Annotated in this window: 23 protein-coding genes; 13 read left to right on the plus strand and 10 right to left on the minus strand. The window is 59.8% G+C overall.

Going from position 1 to position 22,062, the window contains the following annotated elements; all coding sequences use genetic code 11:
- Positions 1–49 precede the first annotated feature (49 nt).
- Both HMPREF9720_RS15235 and HMPREF9720_RS12480 read right to left on the minus strand, forming a co-directional pair.
- Complete coding sequence (locus HMPREF9720_RS15235) at positions 50–1,816, minus strand: zinc-ribbon domain-containing protein (protein WP_009598869.1); 1,767 nt, start codon at positions 1,814–1,816, stop codon at positions 50–52.
- A gap of 70 nt (positions 1,817–1,886) precedes the next feature.
- On the minus strand, positions 1,887–2,072 hold the full coding sequence (locus tag HMPREF9720_RS12480) for a hypothetical protein (RefSeq protein ID WP_009598884.1): 186 nt from the start codon (positions 2,070–2,072) through the stop codon (positions 1,887–1,889).
- 106 nt (positions 2,073–2,178) lie between these two features.
- Here HMPREF9720_RS12480 and HMPREF9720_RS12485 point away from each other — a divergent pair, with 106 nt between their 5' ends.
- Genes HMPREF9720_RS12485 through HMPREF9720_RS12495 form a run of 3 tightly spaced genes read left to right on the plus strand, consistent with a single transcriptional unit; the run spans position 2,179 to position 3,904 of the window.
- Complete coding sequence (locus tag HMPREF9720_RS12485) at positions 2,179–2,739, plus strand: Crp/Fnr family transcriptional regulator (RefSeq protein ID WP_039940680.1); 561 nt, start codon at positions 2,179–2,181, stop codon at positions 2,737–2,739.
- Between the two features lie 53 nt (positions 2,740–2,792).
- Positions 2,793–3,509 (plus strand): SDR family NAD(P)-dependent oxidoreductase, encoded by a 717-nt coding sequence (locus HMPREF9720_RS12490; RefSeq protein ID WP_009598843.1) that lies wholly within the window; start codon positions 2,793–2,795, stop codon positions 3,507–3,509.
- A 5-nt stretch (positions 3,510–3,514) separates the two neighbouring features.
- Positions 3,515–3,904 (plus strand): hypothetical protein, encoded by a 390-nt coding sequence (locus HMPREF9720_RS12495; RefSeq protein ID WP_009598881.1) that lies wholly within the window; start codon positions 3,515–3,517, stop codon positions 3,902–3,904.
- Positions 3,905–3,988: 84 nt separating this feature from the next.
- Here the strand turns inward: HMPREF9720_RS12495 and HMPREF9720_RS12500 are convergent, their stop codons facing one another.
- Positions 3,989–4,930: an NAD(P)H-dependent flavin oxidoreductase gene (locus HMPREF9720_RS12500; RefSeq protein WP_009598781.1), complete on the minus strand. Its 942-nt coding sequence runs from the start codon at positions 4,928–4,930 to the stop codon at positions 3,989–3,991.
- Between the two features lie 144 nt (positions 4,931–5,074).
- Here HMPREF9720_RS12500 and HMPREF9720_RS12505 point away from each other — a divergent pair, with 144 nt between their 5' ends.
- On the plus strand, positions 5,075–6,115 hold the full coding sequence (locus tag HMPREF9720_RS12505) for a nucleoid-associated protein (RefSeq protein WP_009598812.1): 1,041 nt from the start codon (positions 5,075–5,077) through the stop codon (positions 6,113–6,115).
- Positions 6,116–6,900: 785 nt separating this feature from the next.
- Positions 6,901–7,068, plus strand: a complete 168-nt coding sequence (locus tag HMPREF9720_RS12510; RefSeq protein ID WP_009598802.1) for a helix-turn-helix domain-containing protein — start codon at positions 6,901–6,903, stop codon at positions 7,066–7,068.
- 41 nt (positions 7,069–7,109) lie between these two features.
- Here the strand turns inward: HMPREF9720_RS12510 and HMPREF9720_RS12515 are convergent, their stop codons facing one another.
- Positions 7,110–7,688: a GNAT family N-acetyltransferase gene (locus tag HMPREF9720_RS12515; protein WP_009598830.1), complete on the minus strand. Its 579-nt coding sequence runs from the start codon at positions 7,686–7,688 to the stop codon at positions 7,110–7,112.
- Between the two features lie 118 nt (positions 7,689–7,806).
- On the opposite strand from HMPREF9720_RS12515, the gene def reads away from it, so the two are divergent.
- Positions 7,807–8,397: a peptide deformylase gene (gene def, locus HMPREF9720_RS12520; RefSeq protein ID WP_039940684.1), complete on the plus strand. Its 591-nt coding sequence runs from the start codon at positions 7,807–7,809 to the stop codon at positions 8,395–8,397.
- A gap of 54 nt (positions 8,398–8,451) precedes the next feature.
- On the opposite strand, the gene HMPREF9720_RS12525 is transcribed toward def, so the two are convergent.
- Together HMPREF9720_RS12525 and HMPREF9720_RS12530 are read right to left on the minus strand one after the other, a co-directional pair.
- Positions 8,452–9,804, minus strand: a complete 1,353-nt coding sequence (locus tag HMPREF9720_RS12525) for an MATE family efflux transporter (protein WP_009598835.1) — start codon at positions 9,802–9,804, stop codon at positions 8,452–8,454.
- Positions 9,805–9,878: 74 nt separating this feature from the next.
- Complete coding sequence (locus HMPREF9720_RS12530; RefSeq protein ID WP_009598920.1) at positions 9,879–10,442, minus strand: Crp/Fnr family transcriptional regulator; 564 nt, start codon at positions 10,440–10,442, stop codon at positions 9,879–9,881.
- Between the two features lie 221 nt (positions 10,443–10,663).
- Here HMPREF9720_RS12530 and HMPREF9720_RS12535 point away from each other — a divergent pair, with 221 nt between their 5' ends.
- The 3 genes from HMPREF9720_RS12535 (at position 10,664) to HMPREF9720_RS12545 (ending at position 13,357) form a co-directional block, all read left to right on the plus strand.
- Positions 10,664–11,101: an Hsp20/alpha crystallin family protein gene (locus HMPREF9720_RS12535; RefSeq protein WP_014774472.1), complete on the plus strand. Its 438-nt coding sequence runs from the start codon at positions 10,664–10,666 to the stop codon at positions 11,099–11,101.
- 337 nt (positions 11,102–11,438) lie between these two features.
- On the plus strand, positions 11,439–12,173 hold the full coding sequence (locus HMPREF9720_RS12540; protein ID WP_009598839.1) for a copper homeostasis protein CutC: 735 nt from the start codon (positions 11,439–11,441) through the stop codon (positions 12,171–12,173).
- A complete protein-coding gene (locus tag HMPREF9720_RS12545) occupies positions 12,170–13,357 on the plus strand; it encodes a transglutaminase-like domain-containing protein (protein ID WP_009598907.1) in 1,188 nt (395 codons plus the stop codon). Before HMPREF9720_RS12540 ends, HMPREF9720_RS12545 begins: the two co-directional genes overlap by 4 nt.
- Before the next feature lie 175 nt (positions 13,358–13,532).
- Here the strand turns inward: HMPREF9720_RS12545 and HMPREF9720_RS12550 are convergent, their stop codons facing one another.
- Together HMPREF9720_RS12550 and HMPREF9720_RS12555 are read right to left on the minus strand one after the other, a co-directional pair.
- Entirely contained in the window at positions 13,533–14,186 is a 654-nt protein-coding gene (locus tag HMPREF9720_RS12550; protein ID WP_009598784.1) for a GNAT family N-acetyltransferase, read from the minus strand.
- Position 14,187: 1 nt separating this feature from the next.
- Complete coding sequence (locus tag HMPREF9720_RS12555) at positions 14,188–15,096, minus strand: 4Fe-4S dicluster domain-containing protein (RefSeq protein ID WP_009598876.1); 909 nt, start codon at positions 15,094–15,096, stop codon at positions 14,188–14,190.
- Positions 15,097–15,227: 131 nt separating this feature from the next.
- On the opposite strand from HMPREF9720_RS12555, the gene HMPREF9720_RS12560 reads away from it, so the two are divergent.
- Positions 15,228–15,914, plus strand: a complete 687-nt coding sequence (locus tag HMPREF9720_RS12560; RefSeq protein ID WP_009598805.1) for a nitroreductase family protein — start codon at positions 15,228–15,230, stop codon at positions 15,912–15,914.
- Between the two features lie 178 nt (positions 15,915–16,092).
- Positions 16,093–17,160 (plus strand): acyltransferase, encoded by a 1,068-nt coding sequence (locus tag HMPREF9720_RS12565; protein ID WP_039940687.1) that lies wholly within the window; start codon positions 16,093–16,095, stop codon positions 17,158–17,160.
- On the opposite strand, the gene HMPREF9720_RS12570 is transcribed toward HMPREF9720_RS12565, so the two are convergent.
- Positions 17,161–17,718 carry an NUDIX hydrolase gene (locus HMPREF9720_RS12570; RefSeq protein ID WP_009598887.1) on the minus strand — a complete coding sequence of 186 codons (558 nt, stop codon included), beginning with the start codon at positions 17,716–17,718 and terminating at the stop codon, positions 17,161–17,163.
- 74 nt (positions 17,719–17,792) lie between these two features.
- On the opposite strand from HMPREF9720_RS12570, the gene HMPREF9720_RS12575 reads away from it, so the two are divergent.
- Both HMPREF9720_RS12575 and HMPREF9720_RS12580 read left to right on the plus strand, forming a co-directional pair.
- The gene (locus HMPREF9720_RS12575; protein WP_009598814.1) at positions 17,793–19,079 is read left to right on the plus strand and encodes an L-cysteine desulfidase family protein; all 1,287 of its coding nucleotides are present in this window, start codon (positions 17,793–17,795) and stop codon (positions 19,077–19,079) included.
- An 11-nt stretch (positions 19,080–19,090) separates the two neighbouring features.
- Positions 19,091–20,368: a histidine-type phosphatase gene (locus tag HMPREF9720_RS12580; RefSeq protein WP_009598815.1), complete on the plus strand. Its 1,278-nt coding sequence runs from the start codon at positions 19,091–19,093 to the stop codon at positions 20,366–20,368.
- A gap of 359 nt (positions 20,369–20,727) precedes the next feature.
- Here the strand turns inward: HMPREF9720_RS12580 and HMPREF9720_RS12585 are convergent, their stop codons facing one another.
- The gene (locus HMPREF9720_RS12585) at positions 20,728–21,954 is read right to left on the minus strand and encodes a 3-deoxy-D-manno-octulosonic acid transferase (RefSeq protein ID WP_009598885.1); all 1,227 of its coding nucleotides are present in this window, start codon (positions 21,952–21,954) and stop codon (positions 20,728–20,730) included.
- Positions 21,955–22,062 lie beyond the last annotated feature (108 nt).

The following is a 22,062-nucleotide window of genomic DNA, read 5'->3' on the forward strand; positions in this document are numbered from 1 at the left end:
CTATTTGCGCTTTTCAGTGTCTGATTTTGTCTGCAAATTGTTTGCATCTTCAAATTTTCCCACCTTTTTGTCTTGGCTGCTTGGTGGTCGAAGTAATAAACAAACTCTCGAAAGTGAACGATTTTTTTATTAAAATATATTCCCACTCCAGTCCCCCGGCATGCTTACGCTTTGGAAGATTGGTGCAACATATGCAAACAGACGATGGACTCACATTGTACTTTTCAGCGGCTTCTCTTAATGTATTGAATATCTCTCCGGTCGTAATGCACCTTATCTTCCGATTCCTTTGTCGTATTGCCTGCTTCGATTTGCAAACTTTACAACCGCCGCCCTTCAATAAACTCCCCGGCCATGCGTGCCAAATCCTATTACATTCGGCACATTGCACCAATATAGGTTTATTTCTACCAACAAACGTTCCAATGATTTTAATTGCAGGTGACAAATTTGCGATCTCCGCAACAAATTCATCCGGAGTTCTCCGGCCCCTGCCCGAACATTTCGGACATCCCGTTCTTTGTCTTGGAGATGTTGCAGTAAGATGATAAGGTTGAGTAGACCATACATATCCGCATACTTTACATTTTACAACAACCTTTTCCTTCGTGTTGATATATTCCGTCAGTGGAATCAGATCGGGCTGCAATACGCGTAATCTTGCCACAAACTGGTCATGTGTAAGTTGTAAAACGCCGGCACACTTAGGGCATCCGACACCCAAACGCAAAGAAGCCGGTATTGCGTTCCATGTATGGTTACAGGTTTTACATTGAACTTTAATCCTGTCATTAGCCTTCGTATATTCGCCGACGACCCTGATTTTATAATTGATTCCGAAGAGTTCTTCTTTGAATTCTTCCGTAGTCATTCGTCTTGAATCCATTTTGGCTCTCTTTCTAATTTTTACCCATTCATCTGTATCAAGAATTGAATCCAAGCCAAATTCCGAAAAGAGTCTTTTTGTCATATCGATCAGTTTATTTCTATTGCTGACATGAGCAAGGTCACAATCAGTCACAAAGCAATTATCAAAAGGAAGAGTCTCATTATCATAATGATCATATATGGTTACAAGCTTGATTCCTTTTTCATTACATATCCGATGTTTCTTCCTATCCCTTGCCACCAGATTTTTATGCCAATACCACGAACCGGGTTCTATAGCCGCTTTCAATTCAGGTATGTATATGTCTAACTCAGCCCCTATTGCGGTTTTATCTCTAGACAGGACCTTGGATTCCCCAAGAACACGAACAAAAGAATGATATATGAACTGCTCTAAAAAAGAGGTACATGCTCTGTGACAATTCGGACAGCCCCGGCTATGCAGAACATCATGAGGTGTTATTTCATATTCATATCCACAAGCCTTACAGCGTAGTGGCATACGTGTACGATTGTTACGATACTCCACGTCTTTCCTGACGACAAGATTCGGATCGATTTCATGAAGACGCTCTAAAAACAGTTCCATTGTCAGACGCTGGGATGCTCCTCGACGAGAGAGTGCACACGCTGGACATCCCCGGCCACTAAGGATATGCGCAGGAGTGACATTCCACTCATGTCCGCATTTCAAACATCTGAATTTGGCTTTTTCGAGCGCTTTTACATACCTACCGATCAGCACGACGTCGTCTCTTTGAGATTGCAATTCCTCAACAAACTCGGCATGGGTTTTCTGCTTGACTCTCGCACACTTGGGGCATCCATGCCCTTTTAACAGACTATATGGAATCGGAGTCCACTCCCAACCACAGATGTCACATTTTACAGCGATTTTAGATTTGTTTCTTTCATATGTTCCCAGCACAGTAATTTAGAATTTTGTGCGTTCAATTTGTCTATGAAATCTGTTGTTTTCATTTCTTGGCAAAACGAATTTAATAAAGAAATGAAAAAGGCAGGTTTCTCAGACCTGCCTTTTCGCGTTTGCGATCGTATGCTTTTTTCGACTTGTGCACGGCCCGGAACCTTGCCGGACGGCCGTGCCGTGCGATTTCCTCTTCGCGGCTCGCCTTGCGGTGGGCCTTGAGGTAATCCTGCTGGGTGATCTTTTGCTTTTTCATCTTGCGTTGCGTTTTGACGAGCCGGTGATTTCACCGTTCGCGGCGGCAAAGGTAGCGAATTCGTCCGGATCGGCAAAATCCGCAAAAAAACTTATCTTTGCCGACGATGGATTTCAACCGTTACATATCGGCCGCCGAATTCGCGCCGCTTGCCGAGCTGTTCCGCAGGGAGGGTGAAAGCCTCTTCGTCCCCAAGGACGGCTGTTTTTCGTTCCAGCAGGTCCGCAACCGCCGTAGCGGATTGGTCGAGGAGGGCGCTTTCCGCTATGTGCACGCCACGGAAGCGGGCGAGCGGCATGTCGTCGGGTACGCTTTCGCCGGGGAGTTCGTCGGCGACTATATCTCGATGCGCAACGACGCCCCCGCGTGGGTGAGTATCGAAGCGATGTGCGACAGCCGAGTGCTGACGCTGACGGGCGAACGGCTCGAAAAATTCTACCGGACCGACGCTGCACACGAGCGCTTGGGCCGCACCGTCGCCGAGCATATGCTGGCCGAGATTTACGAACGGCTGCTGCAATCGTACGTCTCGACTCCGCAGGAGCGTTACGAATCGCTGCTGGCGCGCTGTCCCGGCCTGCTCGAACTGGTCCCGCTCCGGGAGCTGGCCTCGTTTCTCGGCGTGCGTCCCGAAACGCTGAGCCGCATTCGCCGCCGGGTGCGGTGATTTCTTGATTCGGATCAAGTGTTTTCCGTTTTCCGCGTCCTATCTTTGCGCATATGAAACGAGCTATTGTCATCGGTGCCACTTCCGGCATCGGCCGCGGCCTTGCGGAGTGCTTTGCGGCGCAGGGATATGCCGTGGGGCTGGTCGGCCGCCGGGAAAATCTGTTGAAGGAGATCGCGCAGGCCGATCCTGCTGCATACCGCTTTGCCGTCGCCGACGTGACGCGTCCCGCCGAGACCGTTGCGGCGCTGGAGCATCTGGCCCAAGAACTGGGCGGCATGGATTTATGCGTGGTCTGCGCCGGAACGGGCGATCTGAATCCCTCGCTGGATTTCGCGCTGGAAGAGACGGCCATCCTTACCAATGTGCTGGGCTGGACGGCGGCCGCGGACTGGGCCTACAACCGTTTCGAGCGGCAGGGCGGCGGACATCTGGTCGTCGTCTCGTCGGTCGGCGGACTGCGCGGCGGGGGAGCGGCTCCGGCCTACAACGCCTCGAAAGCCTATCAGATCAACTACGCCGAGGGATTGCGGCAGCGCGCTGCGAAATCCAGACTCCCGCTTTACGTCACCGACGTCCGTCCGGGCTTCGTCGATACGGCGATGGCCAAGGGTGACGGTCTGTTCTGGGTGATGCCGGTCGAAAAAGCCGTCCGGCAGATCGTGCGGGCGGTCCGCCGCCGCAGACGGGTTGCGGTCGTCACCCGCCGCTGGCGCATTGCGGCGTGGCTGCTCCGGCATATGCCTGACGGAATTTACCTCAAGATGTAATGTGTATGAACGGATGGTTTATTGCGGCGGGGACGCTGCTTACCGCGGCGTTTTTCGTCCATGTCGTTTCGGGGAACCGCTTCTATACGGCAGCCTGTCCCGGCCGGAACGCCGCCGCGGACAAAGCCTACGAAGCGTGGCTGATGGGACGGTGCGGCGTCCAGATGATTACGGCGGATCTGGCCCTCGGAGCGGTATTCCTGCTGCTGCTCGGCTTCGGAGCCATTCCCCGCAATTTCCAGCTGGAACTCTTCCTGCTGCTGACTTACGGAGGCTGGTTCCTGCTTTGGCTGGTGTCGCTGGGTTATGAACGCGCGGCGAAGACCCGTTACCTGCGCCTCTGCCATTGGGCGCTGTTTCTGACGGTCGCCCTGCTGGTCCTGCTCGGCATGTAGCGGCGGTAGGCCCGGCGTCTCTTCGGCAGACTGTCCCGGTTGGGACGGCTGCTTTTCGCCGGCCCGTCTATCCCCGAAGGGCCGCTATAGCGTCGTGAGCGATTTCACGCCGGCGTTGTATTCGTCGATGATCTGCCGGACGATTTCGCCTGCCGGCGGCAGGTCGCGGATCAGCGACGCGATCTGTCCGATCTCCAGCTCCCCGTCTGCGAGATCGCCCTCGAAAATGCCCCGCTTCGAACGCCCGCGGCCCAGCAGCTCCTTCAGTTCTTCGGCCGAGGCGCCCCGGTTTTCGGCGGTTTCGACTGCCGTGTAGAAGTCGTTGCGGATCAGGCGCGTCGGCCCGATCTTCTTCAGCGCCAGCATCGTGCCGCCCTCTTCCAGCCCGATGCAGAGCCGTTTGAAGGCGTCGCTGGCCGAACTCTCTTCGGACAACGCGAAGCGGGTGCCCATCTGAATGCCCTCGGCTCCCAGCGCGAACGCCGCCAGCATGCCCCGGCCCGTGGCGATGCCGCCCGCCGCGATCAGCGGAATCGTAATCGCTGCTCGCACCTGCGGAACCAGCGCCATCGTCGCCGTCTCCTCGCGGCCGTTGTGCCCGCCCGCTTCGAATCCCTCGGCGACGACCGCATCGACACCCGCTTCCTGACATTTCAGGGCGAATTTCGTGCTCGACACCACGTGTGCGACCTTGCAGCCTGCGGCATGCAGTTGCCCGGTCCATGTCTTCGGGCTTCCCGCCGAGGTGAATACCGCCGGGACCCGCTCCTCCATGACGACCTGCATGATCTGCTCCGCGTAGCGGTACATCAGGGGGACGTTCACGCCGAACGGTTTGCCGGTCGCCGCGCGGCATTTGCGGATGTGTTCGCGCAGCAGGTCGGGCGTCATCGAGCCCGCGCCGATCAGGCCCAGTCCGCCCGCGTCGCTTACGGCCGCCGCGAGCCGCCAGCCGCTGCACCAGATCATGCCGCCCGCGATGATCGGGTAGCGAATGCCGAAGAGTGTGGTTATTCTGTTTTCCATGCTTACGGAAGTTTAGTCGTTGCAAAAGTAGCCAAATTATCGGGAGTCCGGCAGGGCGTTTCTGCTAAATACCCGGTTTTTTGCTTGCCCGGTCCCGGAAAAATCCCCATCTTTGCCTTCCGTTTTACGCAAACAATACCGAAAATGCTCTATACCGAAGAATCCCGGATCGGCGCGCTGGCCGTGCATATCGTGGGCAACAAAGCAAAAGACGAGCCGCTGATGGTCTCGCCGTCGCTCTCCGACCAGCTCTCCGACGCGGCCCTGATGCAGACGCTGCTGGCCTATTTCATGGGCGGTTTCAAATCCGAGGAGTATTTCAACCTCTACCACGACACCGACCTGACCTGCAACGAGGTCTGGAATTTCACCTGCAAGATCTTCGACGACCCCGAATCGTTTTACGACCACTCGGTCAGCCTTGCCAGACATCTCTACGAAACCGGCATGCACCCCCAGATCAAGAGCGGGGAGTTCTATGTCGTCTACTTCACCGACTGCCGCTTCGGGGGCGAGACGGTCGATGCCGTCGGGCTGTTCAAGTCTGAGACGCGCGACACGTTTCTCGACGTCGAGGAGCAGGCGTCGGGGCTGCATATCGCCGCGCATCAGGGGATCAACGTCAATAAGCTGGACAAGGGGTGCGTCGTTTTCAACACCGAGCGCGAAGCGGGTTTCGCGGTCTGCGTCGTGGACAACACCAACCGCGCCGAAGCCCGCTACTGGATCGACGATTTCCTGCACGTGCGCCAGCGTCAGGACAACTACCACAATACCCACAACGCGATGGCCATGTGCAAGAAGTACGTGACCAAGCATCTCCCGAACGAATTCGAGGTGTCGAAAGCCGATCAGGCCGAGATGCTCAACGAGACGATGAAATACTTCAAGGAGCAGGACAGCTTTTCGCTGGACGACTTTTCGGAGAAGGTGATCCGCCAGCCCGAAGTCATGGAGAGCTTCTCGCGCTACAAGCAGGAGTACGAGCAGGACCGCGACATCCGCATCGAGGACGAATTCGCCATCTCCGATTTGGCGGTCAAAAAACAGGCCCGTTCCTACAAGAGCGTCATCAAGCTCGACCGCAACTTCCACATCTACGTCCACGGCAACCGCAGTCTGCTCGAACAGGGCGAGGACGAGAAGGGCAAGTTCTACAAGGTCTATTACGAAGAGGAGGAGTAGCGGCGCCTTCGGTTCTCCTCGGTCGATCGGGGGCCCGCAGCGATGCGGGCCGCTTTTTTGTGTCAGGACCTTTTGCCGGCGTTTTTCGGTGTTGCGCGGGGCGGCTGTTCCCTGAGTGGCTGGTGTCTCTGGTGTCTCCGGTGTCTCCGGTGTCTCCCGGTGTTTCCGGCGAAATTCGCAGCGATTTCTCCCGTTTCCCGTATTATACTTTTTTCATCAGCCGTCTGCTACCCCCCCCCGTCCGCCGTTTTTCCGCTCGCCGATAGGCCGTCCCTCTCCGTATTGTCTCGGAAAAATTCTTTTTCCCGATCCGAAACCGCACCGGAAACCCGCCGCTGCGCTGATTTTGCCCCGTTTTACTTGTTTTATTCCATTATTTTTTGTAATATGGATTTATTATCCGCGCGTGTTGTGACTGCACGCACGGTACCGGCCATGCGGAACCGGATGTTTTCCGAAGAATCTGTATTATGGCCGCTGGGGGGGGGTAATTGTAGCTTGCGACGGGAATCTTTTTACCGTCACACCGATCGTTTTGGGATGTGACGCCGTCTTGGCGGGCGGATTCTTTTTATCCTGATATTCCGAAACGGCGCGATTGTGGTGCGAACGGGTGTGAGTTCCCGGCCTGCCCGCGATTGAGCTTCGAAACGGGGCACTTCTTTTGTAAGCTACAAGTGTGTAGTAAAAAATCAGGCTATTATTCCGGTAATTTGCGCTATGAAAAAGCAGCGGCGAAATGACTTTTTATTGGGCAGGTTGTTGCCGGGCTGAGAGCGGCCCGGTTGGAACGCAAGCTGACTCAGGAGAACGTACGCTTCGATACCGATCTGAATATCGCACGGATCGAAAGCTGGCGGCACAGTATTTCGCTGACTACGATCGCCGATTTATGTGACTATTATAAGATTTCTCCGGCGGATTTGTTCCGGAACATTGCGACGCATCCCTGACTTCACACAGAAAGAACCGGTCTTAAGGCCGGTTCTTTCGCTTATGCTTCGAAGGGTTTCTCGAAAGCCAGCCTTTCACCGCTTCCGTAGACGATTTTGCCGCAGTAGGCGAATCTCAGCCTTTCGAGCATCCGCAGCATGTAGCGGTTGTCGAAATTGGTGTCCACCCTGAAACTGCCGACGCCCCGTCCGCGGGCCAGCGCTTCGGTGCGGCGCATGAACTCCGCCGCCACGCCGCGGCCCTTCTCTCCGTCGGCCACCGCCAGCCGGTGCAGGACGACGTAGTCGCCCCCGGTCAGCCACGCCCCGTCTATCGCCCCGTAGGCCGGTTCGCCGTCGAAAACCGCCGCCCCGTATGCGATCACGCCGCCGGGTACCGTCCCTTTGTCGTACTTCTGCGGCGTTTCTGCAGCTGCGGGGTTCTCCGCCGCGTCCGACTTCTCGAACACATACCCGTACCCGCGCGCTATGTCGTTGTCGATGTCGGTCCGTGCGGGGTAGCCGTCCTGCCATTGCAGGCTCCCCAGCGCCCGCATCTGGGCCTGCGCCTGCCGGATGATCTCCATGATGCGCTCCGCATCGGCAGGCTCGGCCTTCCGGTATTTCAGATCTTCGTTCATGGCGGCAAATATAGGATAATTGCCGGAATTGGAAAAGACTTTTTTTCAGTCCGAAGGGGCGTGCCGCCGTACGGTGAATATATTTTCGTATTTTTGCCGGAAACGGAATCATGCCGATATGAAGAGATTCGTTATAACCGTCGCCTGCCTGCTCGCCGCCTGCGCGGTCCAAAAGGGATTCACCGATAGGGAATGTGAAGTCATTGCCTCGCAGAGCGGGGCGGTCATGCGCTTGTGCCGGATCGGCGACCGTGCCGATTCGCTGTTTTTGCGGCGGAAAGCCGCGCCGCTGGGTGCGGAGGAACTGAGGTCGGAGTATTTCCGCCTGCTGAAGCAGGGCATGCTGCTCACCGTGCGGGATCCGGCCGACGAAGGTGTCGGAATCGCTGCGCCGCAGGTCGGCGTTTCGCGCCGGCTGATCGCCGTGCAGCGTTTCGACAAGCCCGGCGAACCGTTCGAATGCTATGTCAATCCCGAAATCGTCGGTCGCTCGGCGGCCCGTACCGCCGGCAGGGAGGGGTGTCTCTCCGTTCCCGAAACGTCGGGGACGGTTCTGCGTGCTGACCGCATCGTGCTCCGCTATCTGGATGAAACGACCATGCGGCCGGTGACGGATACCGTCGAGGGATTTACCGCCGTGATTTTCCAGCACGAAATCGACCACCTCGACGGGGTGCTGTTCATCGACAGGATGCAGCGCGGGAATTAGTCCATTCCGACGCGGAAAGCGGGAAAACCCTACCGAAGGTTTTTCCGCTTTCCCTTATGCGAATGCGAAGCGTCTGCTGCGCAGCAGATAGACGAGCAGCAGTGTTTCGAGCGCCTCGGCCGCAGGCACCGCGAGCCAGATACCCGTCACGCCCGCCATGTGCGGCATGACCAGAAAGCAGAACGTCATCAGCACGATGCCGCGCAGAACGGTGAGTCCCGTTGCGAGCCGTCCCCGTTCGATGCTCTGGTAGTAGCCGATCGTCACGACGTTGATCCCGAAGAAGGGATAGCCCGCCGCGAACCACGGCAGTCCCTGCACGGCGATGGCGTACGCCGGGGCGTCGGGCGTCAGGAACAGCCCGATGATCCACGGACTGCATAACCACGTGAATCCGAATGCCGCCAGTCCGCACAGCGCCGCCGTGCCGAGCGCCATCCGGAACGCATCCCGGCCGCGCCGCATCAGCCCTGCGCCGTAGTTGTAGCTGATGATCGGCTGCGCCGACTGGATGATGCCGTTGTAGACCATGAAGATGATCGGAAAGATGTAACAGGCGATGCTGTACGCCGCCACGCCGTCCTTGCCGACGTAATGGATAAAGGTGTAGTTGCCGACGATCATCAGGCACGAAATGGCCAGCTCGCTCAGCAGCGCCGGGAAGCCGATATAGCTCATGTACCAGAGGTTGCGCACCGTGAGCCGCATGCTTTTGCCGCTCATCTTGAGCTTCACGAACCGGAGCGTCCGGCTGCGGCGGAACATGTACCAAAGCATCACGCCCGAACCGACGACGTAACCGATGCCCGTGGCGACGGCGGCGCCCGCCAGCCCCCATTCGAATACGAAGATGAAGAGGTAGTCGAGCGCGATGTTGATGCACGCCGCCATGATGTTGCAGGCCATGGCGAATCCCGGCGCCCCGTCGAGCCGCACGATGAACATCAGGATGTTGAAGACGGCCAGCGGCGCGAGGAACAGCGTGAACCACACGAGGTATTCGCGCGCCGGGACCATCAGCTCGCCGGGCGTGCCCAGCAGCATGAGCAGCGGTTCGTGGCAGTGGATCAGCAGGGCGCTGAGCAGGGCGATCAGCAATGCCGGAAGCGCCAGCGACTGCGTGATGTTGATCTCCGCCACGCGGCGTTTGTCCTGCGCGAGATTGATCGACGCCACGACCGAGCCGCCCATGCCGAACATCAGGCCCAGCCCCGTGCCGAGCGTGAAGAGCGGCGCGACGATATTGACCGAGGCGAGGGCGTCGCTGCCTATGCCCCGTCCCACGAAGATGCCGTCGGTGATGACGAACACGGCCGAAAAGACCATGCCCATGACCGTGGGAAAGAGAAAGCGCCGGAAAAGCTTCCCGACGTCCGAACTGCTGAAATCGATACTGTCTCGTTGCATACTCCTTACTTTTTTCGAAGTGGTGCAAAAGTAAGGCTTTCGGTGCGGGGAAAAGTTACCTTATGATAATTTCGTCATTTGATTTCGGCCCGGATGCGGCTCAGGCTTTGGGGCGTGACGAAGAGGTAGGCCGCGAGGTCTTTCAGTGCGATGCGCTGCAGTAATTGGGGGTATTCGCGCAGCATGCGCTTGTACTGCTCGCTCTTGTCGCGCCATGCGAAGTCGGCGAAATACTCCTCGTGCCGGCGCAGCTGCTCTTCGGCCATGCGGCGGCCCCAGTCGGCCAGTTCGGCGTCCGCCGCGAAGAGCCGGTCGATCTCCTCGCGCGGCAGGCGCACGAGCGTCGTCGGCTCCATGGTCTCGATCGTGTGGCCCGAAATGCCGCCGGGCCATGCTCCGAGCGTCGATGAGGTCGGATCGCCCTCGAACGCAAAGGAGAGGATCACGCACTTGTCCTCGCGCATGCCGTAGGAGCGCGCCGAACCCTCCGTCACGAAGCGGATCTCCTGATCGCGCTGTCCCTCCTCGACGATGATCTCCTTGCGGGCGTGGACGCTTTGCGATGCGTGCCGCATCAGCACTCCGGCGGCCCGCACCGAAAGCCCGTAACGGCCGCACAGTATTTCGGTGAATTCCATGCCGTGAAGTTACGTATTTTTCCCGTACTTATGAAATGCGCCGTCCGCTCCCGGCCTGCCGGTCTGTCATGTCGTATTTGCAGGTTTTGTGACAATTTGTGACATTTTTGCATTTATTCGGCACTGGCACAGGATTTGACCCTCTACGGATGAAACCGCTCCGAGAGGGGGCGATAAAAAGGAAAACAGTTAAACCGAATAAAACCAAGGAGGACAAAATTATGACACCTGCAAGAACGAATCAGAACTGGCTGCCGGGAATTTTCAACGAGATTCTGGGCGACAACTGGCTGGCCGAGCGCCGCAGCACCACGGCTCCCGCCGTCAACATCATCGACGGTGAAAACGAATACAAGGTCGAGGTCGCCGCTCCGGGCATGACCAAGGAGGACTTCAAGGTCCACATCAACGAAGACAACGAGCTGGTGATCTCGCTGGAGAAGAAGACCGAGAACAAGGAGGAGGACGCCAAGCGCAAAGGCACCTACCTGCGCCGCGAGTTCTCCTACACGCAGTTCCAGCAGAGCCTGCTGCTGCCCGACAATATCGAGCGCGAGAATATTTCGGCCAAGGTCGAAAACGGTGTGATGACCATCGACATTCCCAAGAAGAAGATCGAGGAGACCGCCGCCGCCACGCGCCAGATCGAGGTTAAATAGGGGCTTGCGCAGCCTGAAGATAAGCGGAGCGTCCGGTAACGGGCGCTCCGCTTTTGTTTTGCCGTCGGCGTTCGGCTTTGCGGTGTGCATCCGGCTTTGCGGTGTGCATCCGGCTTTGCGGTGTGCATCCGGCTTTGCGGTGTGCATCCGGCTTTGCGGTGTGCATCCGGCTTTGCGGCGTGCGTCCGGCTTTGCGGCGTGCGGCCGAACCGTCGGCTCTCCGGCTGGGGCGATGTTTTTTTGCCGGAACGTATGAACGGTCCCGTTCCGGTTTTTGCAACTGTTCTGCGGTGCTCCGGGACTTGCATTTCCGTCGCCGTTTTTTTATCTTTGCCGTATGACGACCGAACTTTGTGCCTATTCCATTGAAGCGTGCGAGACCGCCCGCCGTGCGGGTGTCGCGCGCGTCGAACTCTGCGCCTCGCCCTACGAGGGCGGCACGACCCCTTCGGCCGCGGCCATCCGTATGGCGCGCCGCATCGAAGGCTTGCAGCTCAGTGTGATGATCCGTCCCCGCGGCGGGGATTTCCTCTATGACGACGCCGAATTCCGGCAGATGCTCGAAGAGGTGCGCTTCGCCCGCGAATGCGGCGCCGACGGCGTGGTCTTCGGCTTGCTGACGCCCGACGGACGGGTCGATACGGCGCGTACGGCGGCCCTCGTGGCCGAAGCCGGGCCGATGCAGACCACCTTCCACCGGGCGTTCGACATGACGTGCGACCTTTCCGATGCGCTGGAGGAGATCGTCCGCGCCGGATGCACCCGCATCCTGACTTCCGGCGGCCGCAATACGGCGTCCGAAGGCATCGGCGACCTCCGCGCGCTCGTCGTGCGGGCTGCGGGCCGCATCGAGATCATGGCCGGCAGCGGCGTGAATCCGTCGAACGTGCGGCAACTGGCCGCGACGGGTGTCGATGCCCTCCATTTCAGCGCGCGCGGCATGCGGCCGAGCGGCATGGCATACCGCAATCCGCAGATTTCGATGGGCGGCTGTTCCGGCGTGCCGGAGTACGCTTCGCCCTGTGCCGACGAACGGACCATCCGACAAATCCTGAACGAATTAAACCGATGAAACGCATTTTCCTCCTGCTTCTGGGACTTTCCCTCTGCGCCTGCGGCCGTTACGGCTGCGGTGTTCCCGCCGAATACGAACCCCTGCTCGACGCTGCGCTGGCCGACTGTCCGCGCGCCGACAGCCTGCGGCAGCTGCTGCGCGAGACTCCGCGTGACCGGCGCGCGGGGATGGCTTTCCTTGTAGCCTATATGCCGCAGGGCGACCGCGATACGATGCGGCTCGACCTGCTGCGCGAGAATGTCGAGTATGCCTACCGCGCACGCGCCGAGTATCCGTGGACGCGCGCGCTGCCCGATTCGGTCTTCCTGAACGACGTGCTTCCCTATGCCGTCGTGGACGAGGTGCGCGACAGCTGGCGGCCCGACTTTTACGCCCGCTTCGCCCGCCGTGCGGCCGGAGCCGCGGACGTCCGCGCCGCCATCGACTCGATCAACCGGCATATTGCCGCCGATGTCGCCGTAGAATACAACACCGCCCGCGAAAAGACCAACCAGAGTCCCTCCGAGTCGATGCGTCAGCATATGGCCTCCTGCACGGGCCTTTCGGTCCTGCTGGTCGATGCCCTGCGCGCCGCGGGCATTCCCGCGCGCTTCGCCGGAACTCCCGCATGGCACGACGATCGGGGCAACCACAGCTGGGTCGAGGTGTGGATCGACGGCCGCTGGCATTTCACGGAGTATTATTTTCCGGGAAGACTCGATTACGCATGGTTTTTCGCCGATGCGGGACAGGCGTCGCCCGACGACCGGGCGCACGGCATTTTCGCCGTTTCGTTCCGGCCCGCGGGCGACTGGTTTCCGATGGTGTGGAGCGAGGATTCGCGCGAGGTCCACGGCGTGAACGTCACGCAGCGTTACCGCGACCTCTATGCCGCCTATGCCGATGATCTCGCCGAGCGGGGGCGGCATGCGACCGTGACCTTCATGATGTACGACAAGGCGGCGCATGCCGGGCGTTCCGATGCCCGCGTGGCGGCCAACGTCGATGTTTTCTGCGGTTCGGAGCAGATGGGCGGCGGCCGTACGGCGGGTCCCCGGCAGGACATGAACGACGCCCTGCGCTTCCTGCTTGAAAAGGGAAGAACCTATACCTTCCGCTATGAAAACTCCCGCGGCGAAGCGGCGCAGGTGACCGCCGAAGTGGGCGACGCTCCGCTGACCGTTACCGGCTATATGGAATAGCGGCCGGAAGCGGGGCGTGTGCCGGGGCCGGGCGCCAACCGATATGTTTCCAATACAACAAGACGGCAGAGCGAAAATCTCTGCCGTCTTGTTATTATATCCGGTGTTTCAGCGGAAGCGTTGCTCGGCGGCTCGTTTCGGCTCTCATCTGCTGGTCACTACCCGCCGGCTCCGGTTATTTTCCTTCGTCCCCGGTTGGCTCTGGTTCGAAATCGACATCGATCCGGTCGGTCTGCAGGTTCGGGATCGGCACGATCCGCTGCGGCGTTTCGCCCAGCGACAGATGGAGGATAGGGTAGGGCCTGCCCGACGGATCGGTCGCGTCGCGCCCCGTGACGCGGAATCCCAGCCGGGCGTAAAATCCCGCCGCCTGCGCGTTCTGCTCGTTGACATCGACCTGCCTTATGCCGCGTTCGCGGACGAGATATTCCACCAGCTGCCGGCCCACTCCTTTGCCGCGCGCTTTGGGCGCGACGAAGAGCATTTCGAGCATATCGCCGTCGATACCTGCGAACGCGGCGAATCCCCCGAACATCCCGTTCTCGTCCAAGCCCTCCGGTCGGCGGGATTCTCCTGTCTTGCCGGATGTCCGGGACTCGTGCCGGTTCTCCTGTCCTGCGGATGTTCCGGTTTCAGGCGCTTTGCTGTCCGGCTTCCGGATGACGTATAATTCTACACCCCGGAGCGCTTCCTGCCGGACCATTTGCCGGAAAAACGCAATATCCTCCGGCGCGAGAAAGTCGTGCGTCGCCCGCACCGAGGCTTCCCAGAGGTCGGTCAGGGCGTTCAGCTTGCCTGCCGACGGGGTTTTCAGTCGTTCGATTGTCATATTACATAAGCGTTACGGGCGGTTTCCGCCGGGCGAAGTTGCGCGACAGAACGGCAGCGAAAGGCGTTTCGAACGTGCGTGCGCCGAACGCGCAGCCTTTGACGCATGCACAGCAGCGGATGCAGCGCGCCGGGTCGGTGTGCAGTTCGTCGCCGCGCGCGATCGCCTGCGTGGGACAGAGTGCGACACAGCGGCCGCATTGGGTGCACCGTGCGGCGTCGCCCGCGGGGAGCAGTGCGACCGGATTGCGTTTCTGCCGCCTGCGGTACCCCAGCACGAAACGGATGAACCGCAGTTTTGACAACAGCGGCGTATGCGGCTCGCGGAGTTTTGCGGCGTCGATCGGGCCGGTCTCTCCGTGCGCAAGCTTTTGGCCGATGCGCGCTCCGAAAGCGGCCGCTTCGGCGAGGTCCTGCGTATCGGGACGTCCTTCGGCGATCGGCGTGCCGGGCGTGCTGTACGAGTGTTCGCCCACGAAAGCCCCGGCCGCCACGGGAACGAATCCCCGCTCGGCGACGAACGCCGCCAGCTGTGCGACCGCCGTCCCGAAAGCCCGGTTGCCGTAGACCGCCAGCACTACGGCCGGCGTTCCCTCGCCGCGAATCTCCTGCAGCCTTTCCAATGCCGCAGGCGCCACGCGTCCCCCGTATACCGGCACGGCGAATACCGCCGCGGCATCGGCCGGCAGCACGGGCGGTTTTCCCGCCGCATGCGTCAGGTCGATTGTCGTGAACGCCTTTGCCGCGCTGCCTGCGGCGGCATTTGTACCAGCGTCCGCTCCGGCCGCCGTATTTGCCGTTGCATTGCAGCTCCCGCCGTGCCGGGCCACTCCCTGCGCAACCGCCGCGGCGATTTTTCTCGAAGTTCCCGTCGGTGAAAAGACGACGGTGTAGACTGCTGTCGGATTCATAGGCTCCATGTTGTGTGTTGCACAAAGGTACGAAAAATCGCCAGCCCGCAGGTATCCGGCAGCGGAATTGCATTCCGTATTTTGGAAAATATTCTTTATATTTGCATGTAAACCTCTAAATTTCAGGAACGATGACTGTGAAGATCATTACCTGTGCGGCTTTGCTGCTCGCGGCATGCGGCGGCGCGCAGCCGCCTAAAGAGGAGGCCAAGGCCCCCGAAACCAGAACCGAAGTGAAGCACGGCGCGGAGATCGCCCTTCTCAAACCCGATTCCAAGGCGGGCATGACCGTAAACGAAGCATTAGAAAACCGCCGTTCATGGCGAGAATACGCTCCTGAGGCGCTTTCGCTCGAAGAGCTTTCGGGCGTCATGTGGGCCGCAGGGGGTGTCAACCGTCCCGCCGACGGCCGTCTGACGGCTCCTTCGGCGCTGGCGCTCTATCCGGTCCGCGTCTATGCCTTTTTCGCCGAAGGTGTCTACAGCTATGACGCCAAGGCGCGGAAACTCGTGCGCGTCGCCGAAGGCGACCTGCGCAGGTTGGCCGGCGCGCAGGATTTCGTCTATGCCGCACCGCTGAATCTGGTCTATATCGCCGATATGTCGGTCTACGAAGGAAAGAGTATTCCGGCTGAACATGTCCGCTACCTCTGCGGGCAGGATGCCGCCGGATATGCCGAGAATGTGAACCTCTATACGGCAGGTCACGGGCTGAAGTCGATCACGCGCGGCAGCGCCCCCGAAGCCGAACTGCTCAAGGCACTCGGTCTCGACCCTAAGCGCTATTTCATGGCGCTGGCGCAGACGGTCGGCAAATAGGCCAGGCGGCGAAACCCGAATCGGAGGAGCGGCTTTGAACCGCTCCTTTTTCATCTCCGTGGGACCGGGACAGTCGGTCTTTGCCGGAGAAGAGTTTTTTTACCGGATGGAGTGTCGGGCTGCGGATTTCCGGGTTTTTTGTTACCTTTGTTTTCGAAATCAAAACCGCCTGACTTTTATGACGAAACTTCAATCCCGAAACTACGGTCTCGACCTGTTGCGTGTGCTGGCCTGTTACATGGTGCTTCAGGTGCACGCCGGAGAATTCTACTATATTGCCGACGGCGGCTTGGTCGCCGCGGGCGGCGAACCTGTCTGGGCCTGCTGGCTCAACTCGTTGTGCCGCACCGCCGTGCCGCTGTTCGTCATGTTGTCGGGATTTTTCCTGCTTCCGGTGCGGGAGCGCACGCGCGACTTTTTCGCCCGGCGTTTCGTGCGCGTTGTGGTGCCGTTTCTGGTGTGGTGCGTGCTCTACGCAATCTACCAGTTCCTGACGGGACGGACCGATGCCGCCGGAGCCCTGCTCGGCGTCTGCCGCATCCCGGTCAATTTCGGCGTCGAGATCGGACACCTCTGGTTCGTCTACATGCTGCTGGGACTCTACCTGTTCGCCCCGGTTGTCTCGCCGTGGATCGAGACGGCTTCGCGCCGCGCTATGGAGGGTTATCTCGCGCTTTGGGCCTTCACTCTGTGCATCCCCTATGTGCACCTCGTTTTCCCGGAGCTGCTCGGCGAATGTTTCTGGAACGACACGCCGATGCTCTACTACTTTTCGGGATTCCTCGGCTACATGGTGCTGGCCGCCTACCTGCGCCGCTATCACGCCGCGCCGCGCGCATGGCATAAGTGGGGCGGTGCGCTGCTGGTCGTCGCGGGGTATTTCGCGACGGCATGGATTTTCGACGCACGGCTGGCGACGCAGCGGCTCGTCGCGGACCTCGAACTTTCGTGGGGCTTCGGGACGATCAACGTGGCCGTGATGTCGGTCGGGCTGTTCCTGCTGCTGAAAGACGTCAGGCCGGGGGCGGGCCGTTTTACGGGCGTCGTTACCGACATTTCGAGACTCAGCTACGGCATCTACCTGATACACATCATGCTGCTCAACTTCTTCCACGGCTGGCTCGATCCGCTGATCGTTTCGGCCGGGATCAAGATCCCCGTGCTGGCGCTCTGCACCTTCGTCTCGTCCTATGCGGTCGTAAAGCTGATTTCGCTGCTGCCCGGCAGCAAATACGTCGTAGGGTAGCTACAACCCGTACTCCGCGGCGTAACGCCATAGCGGCGCGGCCATCAGCGCCTGCCGGATGCCGCCGCCCGTGAGCAGTTCGCGCACCTCGGCGGCCGTGAACAGATGCACGCGGATATCCTCCGTGGCGTCGAGCCGCTGGGCGCCGAGCCGCTCCACGCCCGTCGCCAAGTAGCAGTACGTCAGGTTGCTCTGCGTGGCGGGATTCGGGGCCACGACCAGCAGTTCGCGCCATTCGCCGCCGCCGTAACCGGTCTCCTCGGCCAGTTCGCGCTGCGCCGCGGCCAGCATCGACGCATCGTCCGGCTCGGCCACGCCCGCCGGGATTTCGTAATTCGTTTCGCCCAGCCCGTGACGGTACTGGTCGATGAATACGAATTTACCCTCTTTGGTTATGGCGATCACGTTCACCCAGTCGGGGTACTCGAAGACGTAATAGTCGGGTATGCTGCGCCCGTCGGGCAGTTCGATGCGCTCGTGGCGTACGGTGAACCACGGTTTGCGGGCGAGGTACTCGCTCTTCACGACTTTCCATGCGCGGCTTTTCGGATTTTCCATATCGGCGTCTGTTTTGATGCCGCAAAAATAGCGAAAAATAGTTATCTTTGTATGATCTCTAAAAACGAGCCAATATGTTTTCCCCGAACGAACGAGCGAAAATCATCGCCCTTATCAACCGCGAAGTTGTGCCCGCCATCGGCTGTACCGAACCGATCGCCGTGGCTTTGTGTACGGCGCGCGCCGCCGAACTGCTCGACACGCAGCCCGAAAAGATCGAGGTGCGCCTGAGCGCCAATATCCTCAAGAATGCGATGGGCGTGGGCATTCCCGGCACGGGAATGATCGGCCTGCCGATCGCCGTGGCGCTGGGTGCGCTGGTCGGCCGTTCGGAATACCGATTGGAGGTCCTGCGCGACGTGACGCCCGAAGCCGTCGGGCGGGGCGCCCGTTATATCGACGAAAAGCGCGTCTGCATCTCGCTGAAGGAGGATATCGCCGAAAAACTCTATATCGAGGTCGAAGCCTCGGCCGGAGAACGCCGCGCCGTGGCGGTGATCGCGGGCGGACATACCGCCTTCGTCTATCTCGAACGCGACGGCGAGGTACTGCTCGACAAACGCACGGCATCCGTCGCCGAAGAGGAGGCGGGCGAGGTGCCCCTGACCCTGCGCCGCGTCTGGGATTTCGCCATGACGGCGCCGCTCGATGAACTGCGCTTCATCCTCGAAACCCGCCGCGTGAACAAAGCCGCCGCCGAGCGGGCCTTCGCCGGGGAGTTCGGGCACTGCGTCGGCCGCACGCTGCGCTGCGAGCGGGAGCGGCGGGTGATGGGCGACAGCATCTTCTCGCGCATCCTCTCCTACACCTCCGCGGCCTGCGACGCCCGCATGGCCGGGGCCATGATCCCCGTGATGAGCAATTCGGGCAGCGGCAATCAGGGCATCGCCGCGACGCTCCCCGTGGTGGTCTATGCCGACGAAACCGCGGCCGACGAGGAACATACGATCCGTGCGCTGGTGCTGAGCCACCTCACGGTGATCTATATCAAACAGAGTCTCGGCCGTCTGTCTGCCTTGTGCGGCTGCGTCGTGGCGGCGACGGGATCGAGCTGCGGCATCACCTACCTGATGGGCGGCGCCTACGAGCAGGTCGCCGCGGCGGTCAAGAACATGATCGCCAACCTCACCGGCATGATCTGCGACGGTGCCAAGCCCAGTTGTTCGATGAAACTCACGAGCGGCGTCTCGACTGCCGTGCTCTCGGCCATGATGGCGATGGACGGTCACTGCGTGACGCCCGTCGAGGGAATTATCGAGGAGGACGTCGACAAGTGCATCCGCAACCTGACGGCCATCGGCCGCGACGGCATGAACGAGACCGACCGGCTCGTGCTGGGAATTATGACACATAAATGTTAAAATACCGACCAATGAACAGACTTGCATTGAAACTGAGGTTCTGCGCGGCGTTCCTGCTGCTCGGCTTGTGGGGAGCGGACGCCCAGACAGCCCGCGAACAGATTGCGGCCGTTCCCGAACGCGCGGGCGGAATCTACCATTCATACGAATACCGGCCCGCTGCGGCGGCTCCGGTGCCCGACGGGTACACGCCGTTCTACATCAGCCATTACGGCCGTCACGGCAGCCGCTGGCATGCCTCCGAAAGTGTCTATGCCGGGCCACTGAAAATCCTGCGCAAAGCCGCCGAAGCCGGTGCGCTGACGCCGCTGGGTCGTGATGTGCTGGGCCGCGTCGAGATCATCGCGGCCGACGCCGACAAACGTTACGGCGACCTTTCGCCGCGCGGGGTCGCCGAACACCGGGGCATCGCCGAGCGCATGTACAAGGCTTATCCTGAAGTTTTCTCTACGGCCGACGGCCGCGAATGCCGTATCGAGAGCCGCTCGACCCTCGTGCCGCGCTGCATTCTGAGCATGGCGGCTTTCAACGAGCGGCTCAAGGAGCTGAATCCCGCGATCCGGACCACGCGTGAGTCGAGCGCGCGCTACATGCCCTATATGGGCAACAACAAGGGACTCGACGCCCAGCGCGACCGGACCCTGAAAACGGCCGACAGCGTGCGCGCCGCGCGCCTGATTCCCGACCGGCTGATGAAGTCGCTTTTCTCCGATCCCGAATTCGTCAAACGCGAGGTCAAAAAGCCCCGCAAACTGATGGAGCAGCTGCTTTTGCAGGCCGCGATCATGCAGGACGTCGATTATCTGGGCATTTCGCTGTACGACCTCTTCACCGGGGAGGAGATATATGCCGCATGGGAGGACGAGAACTTCCGCCGTTATGTGATGTTCGGTCCTTCGAAGCGTTTCGGCGATCCGATCATCGCCGACGCCAAACCCCTGCTGCGCAACATCGTCGAGACGGCCGAAGAGGTGATCGGCGGCGGAAAGGAGCTGGCCGCGTCGCTGCGCTTCGGCCACGACGTGAATGTCATCCCGCTGTTGGCGCTGCTGGGCGTCGAGGGCGCTTCGGCCCGCGTTTCGACGCCCGAAGAGGCTGCCGAAGTGTGGCAGGTCCACCGCGTTTCGCCCATGGCGGCCAACGTGCAGTTCATCTTCTTCCGCAACCCGGCGGGCGACGTTCTGGTGCGCATCCTGCACAACGAGCGCGATGCCGGACTGCCCCTTGGCGGCGGTCCCTATTACCGCTGGGAAACCTTCCGGGATTACTGCAAATCGCTGTACGAATAACGCCCGGCTTGCCGCCGGCCGGAGTGGCGTCAACGAAAATGCGCGGACTCTTCGATGTCCGCGCATTTTATTTTGTTGTTCACCTGCTGGGGGCTGACTTTTCACGGCCGCCGTCTTTCCTTGATCCCGTTCGCTGTTGTTTCGTTGTTGTTTCGTTGTTGTTTCGTTGTTGTTTCGTTGTCGTTCCCGGTCCGGCTTTCTTGTGTGGCCGGCCTTTGTCCTTGCTCCTGTCCTTGTCCTTCCGGCCTTTCCTGTTTTTAGGAGGAATTTATCCGGGTGGGGATTTTTTCCGGGAGACTTTCCGGAAGATTTTCCCCGGAGATTTTTTTTCGGACTTTTCCGGGGCGGGACCGCTCCGCTTAATTGAAAATCGTTCTGACGATGATGCCCGTCGCGCCCTGATGCCGTGTGGTGTAGTCTTTGGCGATGCGGCTGGTTTTCTGGAGGAACTCCTCGTTGTCGCGCAGCGGAACGAACCACGCCCGCAGTTCGTCGTAATCATTGATCGACCGGGCCGCGCCGAGCGTCACCAGATCGCGCGCCTCCTTGAATTTCTGGTAATTGGGACCGAACGCCACCGGAAGTCCGAACGTTGCGGCCTCCAGCGTGTTGTGGATGCCCACGCCGAATCCGCCGCCGATGTAGCTCCACGTCGCATAGCTGTATACCGACGACAGAATGCCTACCGTGTCGAGGATCAGCAGCTGTTTCGGACCGTAACTCGTGTGCGGGGTGCACTGGGTATAGCGCAGCGTGCCGCCTTTGATCTCGGCCGCAAGACGTGCCATGCGGCTTTCGTCCATTTCGTGCGGCGCGACGATGAATTTGATGTCGGGATTGTCGTTTATCAGGCGGATCAGCAGCTCCTCGTCGGGACCCCACGTCGAGCCGGCCACGAAGACCCGCTTGTCGCCCTTGAACCGCTCGATCACGTCGATGTGCTTGGCGGCCTTGGCGATCTCGGCGACACGGTCGAAGCGCGTGTCGCCCGCTACGATCACGTTGTCGAAGCCCAGCCCCGCCAGCAGTCTCTTCGACTCCTCGTTCTGTACGAACATTACGTCGAACGACTCCAGCGCCTGCCGCCACATGCCGCCGTAGGGGCGGAAGAAGATCGAGTTGCGGCGGAAGATGGCCGAGACGATATAGGTGCGCACCTTGCGGCGGCGCAGTTCGTAGAGCAGGTTGAGCCAGAATTCGTATTTCACGAAGACGGCGATTTCGGGATGCGCCGCGTCGAGGAACCGGCGCGCGTTGCGCGGCGTGTCGATCGGCAGGTAGAAGATGTAATCCACGCCCTGATAGTTCTTGCGGATCTCGTAACCCGAAGGCGAGAAGAACGTGAGCAGGATTTTGTATTCGGGATGCTCCTTGCGGATGCGTTCGATGATGGGCCGTCCCTGTTCGAATTCGCCGAGCGAAGCCACGTGTATCCAGACGATACGGGCCGCGGGGTCGATGGTTTCGGCCATCCGTTTATAGAGGTCCTTGCGGCCGTTGATCCATAGCCGGGCCTTCGGATGCCTTGGGGCGACTAACCGGATGATCCAGACGTAGCATGTCAGGCCGAAATTATATAACCACATCGGTATTTACGGTTTGCGGTGTTGAAGTATTTTACGGTTTATCTGTTGCCGGACAAACCGGCTTCGTTTCGGGCTTTGGTCCGGAACATTGGTTTTTCAGTCCGACAA

The sequence above is a fragment of the Alistipes sp. HGB5 genome (assembly GCF_000183485.2).
GTDB lineage: Bacteria > Bacteroidota > Bacteroidia > Bacteroidales > Rikenellaceae > Alistipes > Alistipes finegoldii.